This window comes from Nesterenkonia lacusekhoensis (genome assembly GCF_017876395.1).
GTDB classification, from domain to species: domain Bacteria; phylum Actinomycetota; class Actinomycetes; order Actinomycetales; family Micrococcaceae; genus Nesterenkonia; species Nesterenkonia lacusekhoensis.
Map to the genome: position 1 here is coordinate 582,787 of NZ_JAGINX010000001.1, position 16,571 is coordinate 599,357.

Here is a 16,571-nt window from a genome sequence, read left to right on the forward strand (position 1 = left end):
GTCATGAGTGCAGGGCCCCACGTCACCCAGGACTGGATCGTCGGTCTGACCGTCACCTCCGAATCTGCTGCGGAGGACTCTGCGCAGGCGCCCAGCATCCAGCATCTGGAGGAAGCTTCCGCCGCCGACCCTGCAGACCTGGAGGCGCTGAAGGCCCTCGCGGAGGCCTACCGCATCTCAGGAGACTTCGACGCCGCCCTGGATACCTGGGAGAAGGTGCTGACGGTCAACCCCACCTACCAACGGGGACTGTCCCGGCTGGTCGCCGTCGGAGCCCGCGGAAGCATGGACTGGCCACGCATCTGGCGGTCCGTCCGCGAACTGGAGCCGCCTGAAGAAGGGCAGCTCGCCCTACCGGAACCCCACACTGCGCCGACGGCTGGATGCCCTCTTCGCCGGTGACCACCTCACCGGGCCGCAGCCCAGCGCCGAAGAGGCTGCCAGCATCGTGGAGACGCTCGAGGAGATGGGCCAGAACGGCCGGCATCTCAAACCCACCACCGTGACTCTGGTGCTGATGCGCCTGCAGTTCGCCGGACACTTCTCCCTCGGCTTCCGGCTGCGCATGCTCAGCCAGCAGCGGCGCATCGCCCAGAACTTCGTGACACCGCCGGGGGAGAACCTCAGCGCGCTGCGCAACCTGTTCAAAGCGCTGGTCTACACCGGCAGCCCGGAGACCGCCGCCCAGCTGAGCCGCATGCAGCACTGGGCCAAAGACGATTTCCAGGCCCAGCAGCGGCTCCAGAAGATGCACGCCGATGCCCTGCTGATGACCGGCCGTGCGGAGCCCTATTGCGCCTACGCCGAGACGGTCCGCGAGCAGGCCCCGCTTCCCGGCGAGGGCCGCATGGCTGAGCTGGTCACTGGAAATCGCGTGGCCGTCGTCGGGCCCGCCGAGACCGGCGACCGTCTGGGCGAGCTGATCGACTCCTATGACGTGGTGGTCCGCCCGCGCTACCAGCCGGAGTTCCTCGCTGCCCATCCCGAGACCATGGGTAGCCGCACCGACATCGCCTACTACTCCGGCTTCGACATGGATGAGTTCCTCACTCAGGCAGAGGAGGCCGTGGACCGTGGGGATCTTCAGCTGGTCAATGCCCGGCCCTTCACCCACGCCACCCATGCCCATCTCGGACACCGGTGGTTGCGGTTCTACCGGCATGACTTCTCGCTCTGCTACTCAGGCGCTCAGCTGGGCATCCAGCGTATGGTCTACGATCTGCTGCAGTTCGAGCCTTCAGAGATCTGCATCTTCAACTCGGACTTTTACACCGGAGCCCGGATGTTCAGCGAGGGCTGGCGTCCTGTGGACCGGTTCGGACCGGGCTCGCACATCAATGACATCGTGGCGGCCCACGACATCAAGGCCGACTTCGAATTCACTCAAGCACTGATGAAGACGGGAATTGGGTTGCCCCCGGAAGTAGGTCCACGCGTTATGCGGGCCGCGGTTTCTTCAATGGGTACAGATTTCAGCATACTCAGCCGGGCTGCGGTACCCGAGCGCTGAGTGGCGCCGGATGGTGTTGTATTCCTTCTTCCAATCCGTGATGATCACCCGAGCATGGGTCAAAGACCAGAAGCTGGTGATGTTCAGGCACTCATCCCGGATCCTGCTGTTGAAGGACTCCACGTACCCATTGCGCCACGGCGCACCCGGCGGGATGTAGTGGATCCCCGTGACCTCCCCGGCCCAGTCGGCCATCGCGTGGCAGATCAGCTCCGGGCCGTTGTCACACCGTAGGACCTCTGGAAGCCCCCGGTCAGCGGCGATAGCGTCGAGGTGGGCGGTGAGGTCATCACCGGTGATGCTGCGGGCCACGATCCCGCCCAGGCATTCGCGAGTGTGCTCATCGACGATCGAGGCGATCTTGATCGCCCGGCCCGTCTCATCGGCGTCGAATTGGAAGTCCACCGCCCACACCACATTCGGCGCGTCCGCCTGCGGGGCTTCCGCGGTGGAGGACCCCACGCGTTTGCGTCGACGTCTCACCGGAACCCGCAGGCCCTCTTCACGCCAGAGCCGCTGGACCTTCTTATGGTTGACCGCCCAGCCCTCGGCTCGGGCATCATGATAGGCCCGCCGGTAGCCCCAGCGCGGGTGGTCCTTTGCATAAGCCCGTAGCCAGGCCCGCAGCCCAGCATCAGGATCACCAGCGTTCTCAGACTTCAGTGCCCGGCGGAAGGCGGATCGGGCAAGCCCGGCCAGCGCGGTGGCTCTGCGTTCACTGATGCCCATGGTGGCCATCAGGTGTCGCGCAGCTGCTCGGCGCCGGTCCGGGCTTAGAAGTTTCCCTCCGCCAGCTCCTTCAGCGCGGCCTTCTCCAGCTCCGCCTCGGCCAGGAGCTTCTTGAGCCGGTCGTTTTGCTTCTGAAGTTCCTTCAGCCGTTTGGCGTCTTCGGCTTTGAGCCCGCCGTATTGGTTCTTCCACCGGTAGTAGGTGGCCTCGGTGACTCCCAGTTCGCGGGCGGTGGCGGCGACGTCGTGGCCTTCTGCCTGGAGCTTCTCAGCGTCTTGGAGCTTCCGGATGATCTGTTCCGGGGTATGGCGTCTTCTCTTGCTTGTCATGGTCACACCAGTTTTCCTGCCCGGAGCGTCGGGCGCTAGTGCGACTCTCATAACTCGTGGACCGAAATTAGGGGGTCATGCCAGAATCGTCACCGCACAGGGCAAGGCTGCGGAAGTCTTGGCCATGACACCAAGCGAGTACATAAGTGCGGTGGAAGAGGCTGGAGTCCTCAGGTAGCTGCACTATGTGAAAAACATAGGGTGAGTTGCGTCTAAACCTTCGGAAAACTGCCCCGGGGTTATGGCATATTGGGGAAGCAGGTGTACTTCCTCACTCCTTGAAGGCGGTTTTCATGTACCACAAGATCACTCATATCAGCGCGTTCTCAGTGCTCTCGCTTCTGCTTCTGACCGGCTGCGGAGGTACAGGAGACAGCGGTGCCGAGGGGGAGACTGCCGAACCGGACACCGAGGTAGAGGACACTGAGGAAGAGACGGAGGAGGAAGAAGAGGAAGCGCCGGTGCCCTCGCTGGAGGACGACCCGGAACCTCACGAGATGAGTCACGCTCTGCGTGATGACTCCGACTGGTATCTCTTCGCTCCCGCGGACTACCACAATGCCCAGGAGTGGGAGGCCTCGGGGGACAGCCCGACCTACGAGACTGATGCCGAGCGCATCGAAGAATACTCCTGTGGCTTGGGCAGCACGCATTATCAGGGCAACTGGTACTCCGACGCCGCGTTGGGCGCATATCTGCCAGCGGGCTACCAGCCGCAGGTCGCCGATTTCAACGTCAGTGATGCCGACACCCCCTCCGGCGAGACTGAGATGTCTGTGGTGATGACCATCCCATGTGAGACATGGGCGGCCGCCGTCGAAGCCGAAGGTCTGAATCCAGACCTGTACACGCGACAGATCCACTTCACCGAAGAAGCTGCCACCTCGCTCCTGAGCCTCGATCAGATCGCCGAAGGTGTTCTGGCTCTGGACCCCGAAGCTCCGGATCTGCGCGGTGACGAGATCACCGAAGTGTATTACCGCGTAGTGCTTGACCAGCCGGAGAGCTGAGGGTTGTCCAACGGGTTCTGAACCGTCCTGGGTCTTGTTCCGATCTGTTGAGCAGAGAGGATAGGGACTATGGCCAAGAGGTACAGCCCGGAGTTCAAAGAGCGGGCGAGCAGGATGGTGGAGGATCATCAGCGGGTACATGCCTGCTCGAAATGGCGCGCCGCTGAGGCAGTGGCCTCCAAGCTGGGAGCTTCTTCCCACACCGTCTATGGGTGGCTGAAGCGGACCCGTCAGGTCAATGACCAGTCCAGCACCTCAGACGATGAGCCTGCTGAGGCGCAGAAGCGCATCGCGGCCCTGGAGGCTGAGGTCCTCGAGCTGCGACGGGCCAACGAGATCCTGAAGTCTGCCTCGGCGTTTTTCGCCAAGGAGCTCGACCGTCCCACCACGAGATGATCCGGTTCATCGACGAGCACCGGAATCGCTTCGGGGTCGAGCTCATCTGCCGCGTGATGGACGAGGCAGATGGTGGGTTCATCACCTCCCGCGGATACCGAGCCGCCAAAGCGCGCATCCGGTCAGCTCGGGCGTTGAAGGACGGACTGCTGATTCCCGAGATCCAGCGGATCCACGCGGCCAACTATGGCGTCTATGGGGTGCGGAAGATGTGGCATGCCATGCGCCGGGAAGGCTGGGAGATCGGTCGGGATCAGACTGCTCGGTTGATGCGTGCTGCCGGGGTCGAAGGCGCAGTGAGAGGCCGTAGACCCCGGACCACGGTGGCCGCCCCGGTGCCGGATCATCGTCCGGATCTGGTGGAGCGGAACTTCAAAGCCCCCGCCCCGGGCAGGCTGTGGGTCGCTGACATCACCTATGTGCGCACTGTTGCAGGGTTCGTCTATACCGCCTTCGTCACCGATGCCTACAGCCGTCGGATCGTCGGGTGGGCCACTCGTTCGACGATGACCACCGAGGCGCTGTCGTTGGAAGCGCTGGAGCATGCCCTGGCGACTGCCAAACGCCAGGAAGATGCCCAACTGGTGCATCACTCGGACAGAGGTTCGCAGGCCGTATTCAACTGGTCGTCGCAACAGTGTGTTGTTGGACTGAGCGTAGTTGATCGGCGAACGCCTCGGCGGGAGTGCGCCACCCCAAGATCCCGCGTGGCCGGTTGTTCATGGCGGTGGCGATAGCTGCGATTTCGGTGGCGTTCCACCTGGAGAGGTCAGTGCCTTTCGGGAAGTATTGCCGAAGCAGACCATTGAGGTGCTCGTTGGAGCCACGCTGCCAGGGACTCTTCGCGTCAGCGAAGTACACCGGCAGCCCAGTCTCTTTCGTCAGCAGCGCATGTGCCGAGAGCTCTTTGCCGCGGTCCCAGGTCAAAGAACGGCGCAGCTGCTCAGGCAGATGGGTGATCGACTTCGCCAGAGCGTCTTTCATGGTCAACGCCCCATACCCCGCCAGTGCCGGGCCGTTCTTCGTTGGTCGAATTTGCCCGTACCCGGCCTGGCGGGGCAGGTGGACCAGTATCGCGTAGCGGGTGGTGCGCTCGATCAACGTGGCCACGGCCGAACGCTTCAGTCCGATGATCAGGTCACCTTCCCAGTGGCCGGCGATCTTGCGGTCCTCGACCTCCTTGGGGCGTTTCTGCAGCACGGTCTCGGCAGTGACATGAGCCCAGGCTTCCTGCCGTGTGCGGGCCCGGGGCATTCGCTTGGTGCGACCTCGGCGCAGGTGCCAGGACTGCTTCCGGGCAAGCCCGCCGCGGGATTCGACGTAGAGGGCCTGATAGATCGCCTCATGAGAGATCCTCATGGTCGGGTCATCGGGGAACTCCAGTGGCAGCCGCTTGGCAATCTGCTGCGGACTCCAGGCGGTGACCCATTCACGGTCCCCACGGTGGGGCTTGTTCTTTCCATCCCAGGCCGGGCCCTCGGGGCCGACAACTTCACCTTCGGCGGTGATGATCTCACCGCTGAGCTTGTCTTGGACGTACTGGCGCAGCCGGTCGTTGGTGACCATCTTCGCGGTCTTCGGACGGCGGGCGCGCCGCTCAGCATGCCACTGAGCAATCGAGGCCTTGTACTCCAGCTGATAGGTCCTGGTCGAGGCGTTACGCCGTAGCTCCCGTGAGATCGTCGATGGGCTACGCCCCAGCCGACGGGCGATCTCACGGACCCCGCTGTCTTGGGCTCGCCATAAAGCGATGTCCTCCCGTTCAGAGGAGGAGATATACCGTCCGGAAACAGTCGAGGCCAAGTGTGGATTCACGCCACCAGCATGTCGGAACCAACGGTGAGCTACAGGCTCGGAGACACCGGCGGCTTCACCGGCCTCTCGGGTCTTAGCTCCTGCAGCGATGGCCTGCCAGAACCGCACACGGTCCTCGCGCCAAGCCACCGTTGGGCGCCCAGGAGAGACGATCTGACCGCGATATTCCCTTGCCCTCTTCTGCCTTGGGCCAATGCCCATCGAACACCTCCATCAGGTAGGTGTTGCGACGACCACTTGAATACGGCCAGTATGTGGCGATCGCCTATACCGACAAGCTCGCTGATCACGGCATCCGCCCTTCGGTGGGCACTGTTGGGGATTCCTATGACAATGCTCTGGCCGAGAGCGTCAATGGGCTGTATAAGACCGAGCTGATCTACTCCCAGCCGGCGTGGGCTTCGCTGACGGAGGTGGAGTTCGCCACGATGAACTGGGTCCACTGGTGGAACACTGCCAGGCTGCACGAGAACCTCGGGCAGCAGACCCCGGCAGAAGTTGAGAGCGCCTACTATGAACAGCGGACCGAGTCCGCACCAAAATCTCGGAACTAAACCCAGGACGGTTCAGTTCATGAGTTGCTCCAGTGCGCAGTAAACTCAGGTGGCGATGCTGAAACCACTCGTCCTCGGGGCGGAGGCCGGCCGCCGAGCCATGGGCCTCGCCGCCAAAGTCCCTGGAGCCGACCTCGCCGCAGCCCGCGCCGTGGTCGCCAGCGGTCGCCTCGTCCCCACGACCACGGAGTCCGCGCTGACCCCCAGCCGCGCCAGGCTGCGCAGCCTGCACGAACAGGCCGCCACAGTGCTCTTCGAGGCCAATCCCACCGGGTCGGCCAAACTCTTGGAGAGTCTGGACCTGGAGGCCATCGACGACGCCGGCTACCTGGAGCGGCTGGCCCAGCGCTTCCTGAAGGTCAAGGAGTATGAGGCCGCTCTGCAGATGCGGCTGCGCGCCAAAGACTTGGAGCCGCAGAACCCGGTGCGCTGGGTGGCCTTGGCCCGCTCCTACCAACGGGCGGCCAAGGGCGGAATGGTCCGCGACTCCGTGGGCGGTCTGGTCGAAGGGCCGGTGGCCGACGGCGAGAAGGCCCGCGAGGCGCTGCAGCGAGCCGCCGAACTGGCCCCCGAGGATCCCGGCATCAGCTATCAGCTGGGACGCTTCGAGTTCGACCACGGCCACGTGGAGGCGGGCCTGGACCGCCTCCAGGAGGTCACTGAGAAGCATCCGGCCTACCGCTGGCTGCTCGACTACGCCCACCGGGCCCGCCGCCCGCACGTGCTGCAGATGGAGCGCGCCCAGAGAGCCTACGAGCAGGCCCTGGCGCTGCGGCCCACCTCATCGGTGGCGATGCGCGGAATCCTGGCCACCGGAACACGCGCCGCCCAGGACTGGGCCGGCATGTGGGAGAGCGCCCTGGTCTTCGAGGCAAGCAAGAAGCGCGGATACGCCCGACGCCGGGAGCTCCTCGACCAGCTCACCCCTCTGGTCACCGCCCCGCATGTGAGTGCCGAGCAGGCCCAGGTGATCCTCGCCCTGCTTCAGGACGCTGAGGCTCGCGGCATCCGGCTTCGCTGGGCGACCGTCTCCCTGATCAGCTATCGGCTGCAGTTCGCCGGGCAGCTGCGCACCGGCTTCGCACTGCGCCGCAGCCTGGCCGAGCGTACTCTGAGATGGTTGGGCGACTCCTCCGGCGGCCACGCGGGGCACCGGCAGAAGCTGCTGGCCGCACTGAGCTACCTGGGCCGCACCCAGGAGGCTCTGGAGCTGATCGACCCGCTGCCCTGGCAGCCCAGCACCGCACGCGGCCGGCTGCGTCTGGAGAAGCTGCGCGCCGACACCCGCCTGCTCCACGGGGACGTCCAGCCCTATCTGGACTACTCCGCTCAGGTGCGCGAGGCCACCCCGCTGCCGGGCGAGGAGAAGATGGCCGAGCTGATCAGCGGAAAGCGTGTAGCCGTCGTCGGGCCGGCGGAGACCAGCGATGAGCTCGGTGAGCTGATCGACTCCTACGACGTGGTGATCCGCACGCGCTTCCAGGCCGGATTCGTGGCGGAGAACGCCCGGCGGATCGGCAGCCGCACCGACATCACCTACTACGCCGGACGCGACCAGGGCCTGCTGGCGGCCGAAGGCGCCGTCGCCGCCGAATCCGGCGACCTGCAGATGGTGGTCGCCCGTCCGCTGAGCATGGACTCGGTGCGCAGCCTGCTGGGCGGGGAGACTCCGGAGTGGCTGCGCGTGGGCCGTCACGACTTCGCGGTGTGCTTCCACGGCGCCCCGCTGGGCGTGCCGCGGATCATCTACGACGTCCTGCAGTTCGACCCCGCCGAGATCGGGCTCTTCCACGCGGACTTCTATGCCGGGGAGCAGGCCTACTCCCAGGGCTACTGGGAGGCCCAGCACGTGGGCTTCGGGCCGCATTCGAAGATGAACGACGTCATCACCGCCCACGACCTCGACTCCGACTTCCAGCTGATGCAGGCCTTCGCCGCCACCGGACGGCTCACCGCCCACGGGGCCTCGGCCGAGGTGATGGCGCTGGAGAAGGACGAATACCTGCGCCGGGTGGAAGCTGCGCCGATCTTCCCGCGCCCGGCCGCCGAGCAGGAGAAGGCCTGAGCCCATGGCAGTGAGCCTCTACGGGCTGCGGTACAAGATCGCCGCTGCGGCTGTGGTCAAGGCTGCGGCCCGGCGCGGGGCACGCCTGCCCGGCGCTCGCAGTGCGGTGACGGCCGCGGCGCAGCGGCTCCAGCCCGAGGGCGAGGCCACCGGCTCCTATCGCGGGCTGGCCGCCGGTCTGCTGCAGGAGGCGCTGCGCGGTGAGGCCGGGGGAGAGGCACTGAACTACGACGCCGTCGCCGGCCTGGTCCCTGCCCCGGAGCCGGAGCGTCCGCCCCAGGTGGAGACGCTGCGCGCCGCCGCCGAGCGCACCGGGGCCGCAGCCGATCTCATCGCTCTGGGTGCGGCCTGCCGCAAGTCCTCCATCGCCGACTTCGAGGCGTCCGCAGACGCCTATGAGCAGGCCTTCGCCGCCAACCCCAAAGACCTGCGGGCCGTCGAGGGAGTGCTGGTCTCCGGGGCACGCTCGCACTTCGACTGGCCGCGCATCTGGGCGGTGGCGGGCACGCTGAAGCCCGCCCGCGGCCCCCTGGCCGCCTCCACCTCCTTCTGGGATGCGGTGGACCCGCTGTTCGTCCAGACTCCCGACGCCGCGGTTCTGGCCCGCGCGCAGGAGGCGCTGAGCCGGCACGAGGAGCACATCGGTTCCCTGCATCAGCTGCTGATCGAGACCATCGCCGAACGCATCCAGTTCCTCGGCGGCTTCAGCACTGGGGCGCGGCTGCGCGGTCTCATGGCGCAGAACCGGGTGCAGGAGCTGCGCAGGATCCCCTTGGAATCCGCCCTGTGGCTCAAACACCTGCTCGGGGCCTACGCCTGGTTGGAGGACGAGCAGGCGCTGCGGCGCACTGCCTCCCGCGCCCCGGTGGACACCTCGGATCCGGTGGTGGCCCGGCAGGTGGAGAAGCTGCGCGCCGACGTCGCGCTCTTCGGCGGGGACCCTGCCCCGCTGCGCGACCACGCTGCCCAACGGGCTGAGGAGGCCGCCGCCTGGGGTGCGGCCCTGCCCGGTGAGCAGCGCATGGCCGAGCTGGTGGCGGGCAGGCGCGTGGCCGTCGTCGGGCCTGCCGCCGCAGATCAGGAGCTCGGGGAACTGATCGACTCCTATGACGTGGTGGTCCGCACCAACCTGCGCAGGCCTCTGGATCCCGGGCGCGGCCCTCAGATCGGCACGCGCACCGATATCTCCTACTACGCGGCGCTGGACCTGATCCGTGACTACGACCAGGTCGCCCAGACCGTGGAGGCCGAGCAGGTGCAGCTGGCGGTGACCCGGCCGCACTGCCTGCCGGCTTTCGAGGACCCGCCGAGCTGGCTGCGATTCGCGCCCTTCGAGTTCGGACTCTACTTCCGGGGCGCTCCGCTGGGGATCCAGCGGATCCTCTATGACCTGCTGCAGCACGGACCCGCCGAGATCGGACTCTTCCACGCCGACTTCTACGCGGGGGAGAAGGCCCTGGCCCCGGGCTACCGTGACGATGCTCTGCAGTTCGGCCCGCACTCCCAGGCCAACGACCCGATCGTCATGCACGATCTCAGCTTCGAATTCCGGTTCACTCAGCGCCTGGTCCGCGCCGGCCTGGTCACCCCGCACGGCACAGCCGCCGAGGTGCTGGGGCTCAGCGCCGAACAGTACTTCCAGCGCCTGGAGGACCGCAGCCCGCTGGCCGGGGGCAGGAACGGATGATCGCTGAGACGGGAGGTGCGATGATCAGGCGAGCAGTCGGCGTCGTGCTCTGCTCTGGGCTGTTGGTAGGCGTGCTGGGCGCCCCGCCGGCCTCCGCCTACTCCAGCCCTGATCAGGTGCCCGACCCGTTCCAGGACTACAGTGCCCAGGACTACTGGGACGCGCTCTGGAACCTGGAGACCACCACCGATGTGCGCACCCACGAGCGCCAGAGCCGCGGGGACTGCGATGTCCAGCGCTACACCGTCAACCACCCGCTGGGGCTGGAGCCCGAGCAGACCTACGTCCACGTGCTCAGCCCTGATGGGACCTGGTGCCACGGATCCGACGGCGACGAGCTGCGCGAGGAGTTCGACGCCCGGGACGAGGAGGACGAGAACTTCCACCACGGGGTGCCCTATGAGAACACCGAGCAGCGGGTTCCCTACTACGGCACCTGGGAGGACACCACCGGCAACGGCCACCACTCCCGCACCGAGATCCACGCCCGGGACATGGGCAACAGCAGCTTCACCGTCTCCGGCACCTACTGGGACCACTACAGCGGACAGATGGTCGACGTCGGGGAGACCGAGACCCACGCCGAACACATGATCCCGGTGGGCCACACCTGGCCGGAGATGCAGCACCGCAGCCGTGAGGCCCGGGTGGCCTACTACAACGACCACATGAACCTCACCAGCACCATCGGCTGGATCAACCGGGAGAAGTCCGGGCACACGCCCTCCGAGTGGATGCCCTCCGCCGAGAGCGCCCACTGCGCCTATGCGATGACCTGGACCCACATCTCCAATAAGCACGAGGTCTCGCTGTTCCAGCGCGACGTGGACCACCTGCGCGACCAGCTCTGGGACTGCCTGCAGGAGGAGCTCCCCGACGACGCCGAGACCCTCACCGGGGAGCGCAGCCCGGACCTGGACTGGCAGGAGCCTGCCCCGGCCGCCCGGGGAGAGATCACCGACGACGACGGCGCCGGGCCCCGGTCCGGCCTCAGCGGCCTGGACCTCGCCGACGCGCTCTGGAATCTGGAGAACCAGGTGCCGGTGCGCAGCGTGGAGCGCGAGAGCCGTGGGGACTGCGATCTGCAGACCTATACGGTCACTCCGCCGCGCGGGGGAGGGGAGACCACCTACGCCCGGGCGATCTCCGAGGACAACGACTCCTGCGGCGGCGAGGACGGGGACACGCTGCGCGAGGAGCTCGACGAGCAGGCCGAGGATGACGACTCGTTCTTCCACGGGAACCCGCTGAGCGGTCAGCGCCGCGAACACTTCGGCTTCTGGGCTGCCCCTGAGGAGGGCGAGCCCAACACGCGGCACCGCGTCCTGGCCCGGGACCTCGATGAGGTTGTCTGGAACTCCACGGAGACCGGCGTGGTCAGCGGCCGCTACACCGATCCCTACACCGGCCAGCAGGCTGAGCACAGCGGCGCCGGCACGCAGCTGGATCACATCCTCCCGGTGGAGCACGCCTGGATCGAGATGGAGCACCGGCCGCGCGAGGAGCGCGTGGGCTTCTACAACGACGTCCAGAACCTCCTGGCGGTGCCGGCTCAGACGCAGGAAGACCGGGGTGTGCAGGGCCCACGGGACTGGATGCCGGAGTATGAGGTCTTCCAGTGCCGCTACGCCGCAGCCTGGGTGCACGCGGCGGCCAGCCACGAGATCTCGTTGTACGCCTCCGACGTCGAGGTGCTGCGTGAGAGCCTCTACACCTGCCTGCAGCAGGCAGCTTCCGGCGACGGCGAGGTTGGCGACGGCGAACTGGAGCCCAGCCGCCGCAGCGACCTCGACTGGCCCACCCACGCACCCCAGTGACCGCTGATCCCTTAGACTCATGGTCGTGATTCGAATGATCTGCGTCAGGCATGGAGAGACCGAGTGGAACCGGGCGCACCGGCTCCAAGGACAGTCCGAGGTGGCTCTGGCCCCCTCAGGGATCGAGCAGGCGAAGGCCGCCGGACTCTACATCCGCAGCCAGAACCCCGCCGCCGGCTACGTTTCGCCGCTGAAGCGCACCCACGCCACCTTCGCCGCCTTCGAGCTGGGCTTCGCCCCCATCGAGCGCCCCGGACTCATCGAGCAGAACCTGGGCGACTGGGAAGGCATGCAGACCGCTGATGCCAAGAGCCGGTACGCCGAGCTCTATAAGTCCTGGAAGAAGGGAGAAGGGACTCCGCCCCAGGGCGAAGACCCGGCCGCCGTGGTCGAGCGGATGCGCAGCACCTTCTTCGACGTGGTCCGCAGCGCCGCTGACCTGGAACCGACCCCCTCGGTGGACACCGACTACGATCTGCGCACTGTGGTACTGGTCTCCCACGGCACCTCCACCAAGGCGCTGCTGGAGGGCCTGGGGCTGATCGACCGGTCCCATGTCATCTCCCTGACCGCCGCGGCGATCAGCGTGATCGATGTGCCGCTGCACGGCGGACCGCTCTCCAGCTCGCTGCCTCAGGGCGGCGCGCAGATCGAGGGAGGCCCCGAGGCCGAGGCTGAGGTGATCCGGAGCATGACTGACCAGCAGATCGCCGACTACGCCAAGCTGCGCATGTACAACCTCTCACCGGAGGTCCTGGCCGCCGCCCGCGGCTGAGAGCACACGCTCTCAGCCCGTGGTCTCAGCGGCGGCGCATGCGCGGGACGGCGGGGAACTGAGCAGTGTTGGGAGCCGAGTCCTCGGCGTCGTCCTGGGCCGCCTGCTCCTCCTCTTCGCGGTACCCGATGGCCTCCCAGAGCAGGTCGCGGCGGATCTGTGAGGTGGAGGTCCCTTCGGTGCGCGGCAGGTAGATCACCTCGCAGTGGTCCCGGAGGTACTCGAACTTCTCCGAGCCTTCCCAGTCGCTGCCCATGACCACGGTGTCGATGTTGTACTTCTTCACATCGGCCAGCTTCTGCTCCCAGGTCAGCTCCGGGATGACCAGGTCCACGTAGCGGATGGACTCCAGCATGGTCTTACGGGTCTCGTAGACGTGGTAGCTGGGCTTCTTGCCCGGCTTCTGCGCGTTGAACCCGTCGGTGCTCAGTCCGACCACCAGATAGTCGCCGAGAGACCTGGCGCGCTTGAGCAGGCGGATGTGCCCCCAGTGCAGGAGATCGAACGTTCCGTAGGTCAGGACCCGTTTCACAAGAGCTGAGTCTATCTGCCATTCAGAACGGGTTCATTCTGCTTTCTCAACAACGCCATAACGCGGAATCCTCTAGGCTTGGTGCGATGAGCACTCACCGCACCCCTGATGATCGTCTGGCCCAGATGGAGGCGTTGGCGGCAGATCCCCATACCGACTGGGACACTCTGCACTTCATCGCGGAGAACTACCCGAGCCTGCGGCCGGCTGTGGCCCGCAACCCCGGCACCTATCCGGAGCTGCTCGAGGCCCTGGGTGCGATGAATGACCCGCAGATCGACGCCGCCCTGGCCAGCCGTGCCTCCGAAGGAGCAGGAGACCCCGCGGGTTCGGTGGATGCTGCGTCCGCGGAGGAGGAGACGGGCAAGCTGCCTCCGGTCACCGGGGCGGATGAGGCGACTGCCGCGGAGCAGGGCGCGGATGTGCCAGCGCCGGCTTTCCTTGAGGAGCAGCTGCAGTCTCCGGACCCGGAGGAGGAGCAGACCCAGCACATCGCGGCCGTCCCGGCAGAACAGCCGCAGCAGCCCCAGTCTGAGCAGCAGCACACCGAACCTCAGCACACCGAACCTCAACAGTCTCGACCCGATCAGGCAGCCGCGGCCGCCTATGCTCAGCAGGTCCAGGCCGCCTCAGCCCAGCCGGCGCGCAGGCGCAGTTCGCGGACGCCCAAGGTGCTCGCCGCGGTGCTGCTGCCGGTGGTCGGGCTGATCGCCGTCGGCGTGCTGGTCTACTTCCTGCTCGGCGATGCCGGCAGCCAGACGGCTGAGGAGCAGCCGCCTGCCCAGGAGGAGCCCGCTGCACAGGAGCAGGAGCCGACTCCCGAGCCGTCCGAGCCGGCCCAGCAGGATGAGGCCGAGGACGACACCGATCATGAGGCAGCCCTGGAGGAGGCTCGGACCGAGCTGATGGCTCTGCCGGATGACTCCGCCTGCCAGGATCCGCAGCAGGAGGCCGCAGTGGTGGCCGCCTTCGTGGATTCGGCGTCAGCGGCCGATTCCATGGAGCAGGAGGCCGGCACTCTGGAGGACCTCTTCAGCGACCTGCAGAACTCCTGCGACGCCGTCCACGCCGCAGCCGTCTACGAGGGTGTGCGCAGCGGGGAGGACGAGGAGACCGCCGACTCCTTCGAGACGGTGGGAACCGACTGGTCGGATCCGATGATGGACGCCGACGGGGCCCAGGAGATGGACTCCTTCATCACCCCGGATGAGAACATGATCTGCGTGTTCGACGACGGACTGACCTGCACCGTCCTGGAGCAGGGCGTCAGCGCCCCGGCAGGATGTGACGACGGCGCCACCTTCAGCATGCAGGTGGATGGGGACACTCCGGGACTGGACTGCGACAGCGAGCTCAGCGCCGACGAGGACTACGAGACCCTCGCCCATGACGACACGGCCACGGACGGCTTCCTGGCCTGTGTCTCCCTGGACGACCGGATCTCCTGCTGGAACACGCTCACCGGCGTCGGCTTCGAGATGTCAGAGCGCGACCACTACGCCTACTCGCTCTGATCAGGCAGAGCGGGCGAACCCGCGGGAGCTGGCCTGCTGCACCGGCCGGTGGTTCCAGCGGCGGCCGCGCTGATCGCTGACGGCCTCGACCAGCAGGTCCCTGCGGATCTGGCTGGTGGAGACGCCCTGGGTCCGAGGGAGGTAGACGACGTCGCACTGTTCGCGCAGGTGCTCGAAGCGCTCGGAGCCCCGCCAGTCGCTGCCCATGACCACAGTGTCGATGTGGAGCTGCTCCACGTCCTGGGACTTCTGCTCCCAGCTGACCTCGGGGATCACCAGATCGACGTAGCGCACCGCTTCCAGCATGGATCGACGGACCTCGAAGTCGTGATAGCTGGCGGGCTTGCCGTACTTCTGCTCGTTGAACTCATCGGTGCTGACGGCGACCACCAAGTAGTCGCCGAGCTCGCGGGCCCGCTTGAGCAGGTTGATATGCCCCCAGTGCAGGAGGTCGAAGGTCCCATAGGTGAGAACGCGCTTCATGCTGACGAACTGATCCCCTCGTTCGTTGAGCGTCGGGCACGGCGACACTCAGGCGCCGAGCTGCGATGTGATCGGTATGTCCTATTGCGTCATGGTATCAACACGCTGCAAAGCTGATATTCAAGCGTCGCTTGAGGCTTCCGGCACCGCTGCCGCGCCCAGGCGCTGAGGGTCAGCGCAGCTCCAGGGCCCGGACGATGGCCTCAGTGCAGGCGGGGGAGTCGGCCGGCAGGGCTCCGTCGTCGGTGACATAGTCCAGGTGCTTGGAGCGGAACTGCGTGTAATCGGGAGTCTCGAATGCCAGCGCTCTGTCCATGGCCTCTGCGGCGGTCTCCACCACAGGGCCGGGGACCTCGGCGTCGTAGTCGATGGCCAGTCCGCGGGCGCCGATGTACTCATCCATGTCATAGGGCCAGAACACCAGAGGGATGTCACGCAGCGTGGCCTCATAGGCGACTGCCGAGTAGTCGGTGATCAGCGCATCGGCCACCGAGAGCCAGTCCAGCACGCCGAAGCCGCGGCCGATGAGCACGTGATCGCCCTCCGGCAGCGACGACTTGTCCAGCGGGTGGGGAACCAATACCAGCGTGGCCTCCGGATCCCGCATGGCTGTGGCCAGTTGGGTGTAGGGGATATGGCGTCCGCGGCGGAACGTCGGAGCATAGAGGACCACTCTGCGTCCTTCGAGCTGCGGATAGGCCGCCAGCACCTCGGCGCGGCGGGCCGCCATCCGATCCTCGTCCAACAGATAGTCCACACGGGGCATGCCCAACGGGTAGACCGCCTCGTGGGGGACGCCGAAGGCCGCCGTGTAGATCTCCGCAGGGACCGAGCCGGCCGCGGTGATGAAGGTGTACTGCTTATGCATCTGCATGATCTCGGCGACCTTGGGGTGGGGGCCCTCGCGGGTGCCGGAGGCCAGATGCCCGAAGTTCTTGATGGCCCCGAGCGCATGCCAGACCTGAGCGATCCGCAGCTGTTCGCGGTGGTTCAGGATGCTGACCGGGATGATGTAGCCGTCCACCACACAGGCCTGGCAGGTGGCCAGGTGGTACATCTCCCGGACCGCCTTGGCCGCATAGGCGAAGCTGAGCTTCTTATGCTTGATCATCACCACTGAATGGTCGGGATAGTCGCGCTGGATGGACTCCTGCAGCATCGCGAAGTCGATGGTGATCCGCTTGGGCTCCCGGGTGATCAGCACGACTTTGCGACGCACCGGCAGCAGCTTCATGCCCGCGTAGAGGAGACGAGCTCCCCCGACCATCACGGACAGGACAGGGGAGAGGGCTTTCCGCTTCAGCTCAGACTCTCCCTTCAGGACTGTGCGCGCGCTCTGCGTGCTGTGTTCGCAA

General features: G+C 66.4%; 13 protein-coding genes and 2 pseudogenes. 10 read left to right on the forward strand and 5 right to left on the reverse strand.

Annotation, left to right across the window (positions count from 1 at the left end):
• Positions 1-3 precede the first annotated feature (3 nt).
• Both JOF45_RS02820 and JOF45_RS02825 read left to right on the forward strand, forming a co-directional pair.
• Positions 4-402 carry a tetratricopeptide repeat protein gene (locus JOF45_RS02820; RefSeq protein ID WP_210047782.1) on the forward strand — a complete coding sequence of 133 codons (399 nt, stop codon included), beginning with the start codon at positions 4-6 and terminating at the stop codon, positions 400-402.
• A 46-nt stretch (positions 403-448) separates the two neighbouring features.
• On the forward strand, positions 449-1,510 hold the full coding sequence (locus JOF45_RS02825; protein WP_210047783.1) for a hypothetical protein: 1,062 nt from the start codon (positions 449-451) through the stop codon (positions 1,508-1,510).
• Here the strand turns inward: JOF45_RS02825 and JOF45_RS02830 are convergent.
• Positions 1,457-2,568 (reverse strand): IS3 family transposase gene (locus tag JOF45_RS02830; RefSeq protein WP_210051256.1). Its coding sequence is split into 2 segments (ribosomal slippage): positions 1,457-2,298 and positions 2,298-2,568, totalling 1,113 coding nucleotides; the frame shifts between segments, so codons are not numbered across the junction. The two genes, JOF45_RS02825 and JOF45_RS02830, sit on opposite strands and share 54 nt — an antisense overlap.
• A gap of 293 nt (positions 2,569-2,861) precedes the next feature.
• On the opposite strand from JOF45_RS02830, the gene JOF45_RS02835 reads away from it, so the two are divergent.
• Together JOF45_RS02835 and JOF45_RS13215 are read left to right on the forward strand one after the other, a co-directional pair.
• Positions 2,862-3,578 (forward strand): hypothetical protein, encoded by a 717-nt coding sequence (locus JOF45_RS02835; protein ID WP_210047784.1) that lies wholly within the window; start codon positions 2,862-2,864, stop codon positions 3,576-3,578.
• Positions 3,579-3,647: 69 nt separating this feature from the next.
• A pseudogene (locus tag JOF45_RS13215) lies at positions 3,648-4,591 on the forward strand (IS3 family transposase); the annotation flags it as partial.
• A gap of 1 nt (position 4,592) precedes the next feature.
• Here JOF45_RS13215 and JOF45_RS02850 read toward each other — a convergent pair.
• On the reverse strand, positions 4,593-5,990 hold the full coding sequence (locus tag JOF45_RS02850) for an IS30 family transposase (RefSeq protein ID WP_210047787.1): 1,398 nt from the start codon (positions 5,988-5,990) through the stop codon (positions 4,593-4,595).
• Between the two features lie 47 nt (positions 5,991-6,037).
• Here JOF45_RS02850 and JOF45_RS02855 point away from each other — a divergent pair.
• From JOF45_RS02855 to JOF45_RS02875, 5 genes and pseudogenes are all read left to right on the forward strand, one after another.
• Positions 6,038-6,343: pseudogene (locus JOF45_RS02855) on the forward strand (integrase core domain-containing protein); the annotation flags it as partial.
• A 55-nt stretch (positions 6,344-6,398) separates the two neighbouring features.
• Positions 6,399-8,408 carry a tetratricopeptide repeat protein gene (locus JOF45_RS02860; RefSeq protein ID WP_210047790.1) on the forward strand — a complete coding sequence of 670 codons (2,010 nt, stop codon included), beginning with the start codon at positions 6,399-6,401 and terminating at the stop codon, positions 8,406-8,408.
• 4 nt (positions 8,409-8,412) lie between these two features.
• On the forward strand, positions 8,413-10,095 hold the full coding sequence (locus tag JOF45_RS02865; protein ID WP_210047791.1) for a hypothetical protein: 1,683 nt from the start codon (positions 8,413-8,415) through the stop codon (positions 10,093-10,095).
• Positions 10,092-11,912: a hypothetical protein gene (locus JOF45_RS02870; protein ID WP_210047792.1), complete on the forward strand. Its 1,821-nt coding sequence runs from the start codon at positions 10,092-10,094 to the stop codon at positions 11,910-11,912. Before JOF45_RS02865 ends, JOF45_RS02870 begins: the two co-directional genes overlap by 4 nt.
• A 34-nt stretch (positions 11,913-11,946) precedes the next feature.
• Positions 11,947-12,687 carry a histidine phosphatase family protein gene (locus JOF45_RS02875; RefSeq protein WP_245324326.1) on the forward strand — a complete coding sequence of 247 codons (741 nt, stop codon included), beginning with the start codon at positions 11,947-11,949 and terminating at the stop codon, positions 12,685-12,687.
• 25 nt (positions 12,688-12,712) lie between these two features.
• On the opposite strand, the gene tagD (JOF45_RS02880) is transcribed toward JOF45_RS02875, so the two are convergent.
• Positions 12,713-13,219 (reverse strand): glycerol-3-phosphate cytidylyltransferase, encoded by a 507-nt coding sequence (gene tagD / locus JOF45_RS02880; RefSeq protein ID WP_210047794.1) that lies wholly within the window; start codon positions 13,217-13,219, stop codon positions 12,713-12,715.
• A gap of 86 nt (positions 13,220-13,305) precedes the next feature.
• Here tagD (JOF45_RS02880) and JOF45_RS02885 point away from each other — a divergent pair, with 86 nt between their 5' ends.
• On the forward strand, positions 13,306-14,733 hold the full coding sequence (locus JOF45_RS02885) for a variant leucine-rich repeat-containing protein (protein ID WP_210047795.1): 1,428 nt from the start codon (positions 13,306-13,308) through the stop codon (positions 14,731-14,733).
• On the opposite strand, the gene tagD (JOF45_RS02890) is transcribed toward JOF45_RS02885, so the two are convergent.
• Positions 14,734-15,216: a glycerol-3-phosphate cytidylyltransferase gene (tagD, locus tag JOF45_RS02890; protein ID WP_210047797.1), complete on the reverse strand. Its 483-nt coding sequence runs from the start codon at positions 15,214-15,216 to the stop codon at positions 14,734-14,736. It lies immediately after the preceding gene.
• 172 nt (positions 15,217-15,388) lie between these two features.
• The gene (locus JOF45_RS02895) at positions 15,389-16,483 is read right to left on the reverse strand and encodes a CDP-glycerol glycerophosphotransferase family protein (protein WP_210047799.1); all 1,095 of its coding nucleotides are present in this window, start codon (positions 16,481-16,483) and stop codon (positions 15,389-15,391) included.
• Between the last annotated feature and the right edge of the window lie 88 nt (positions 16,484-16,571).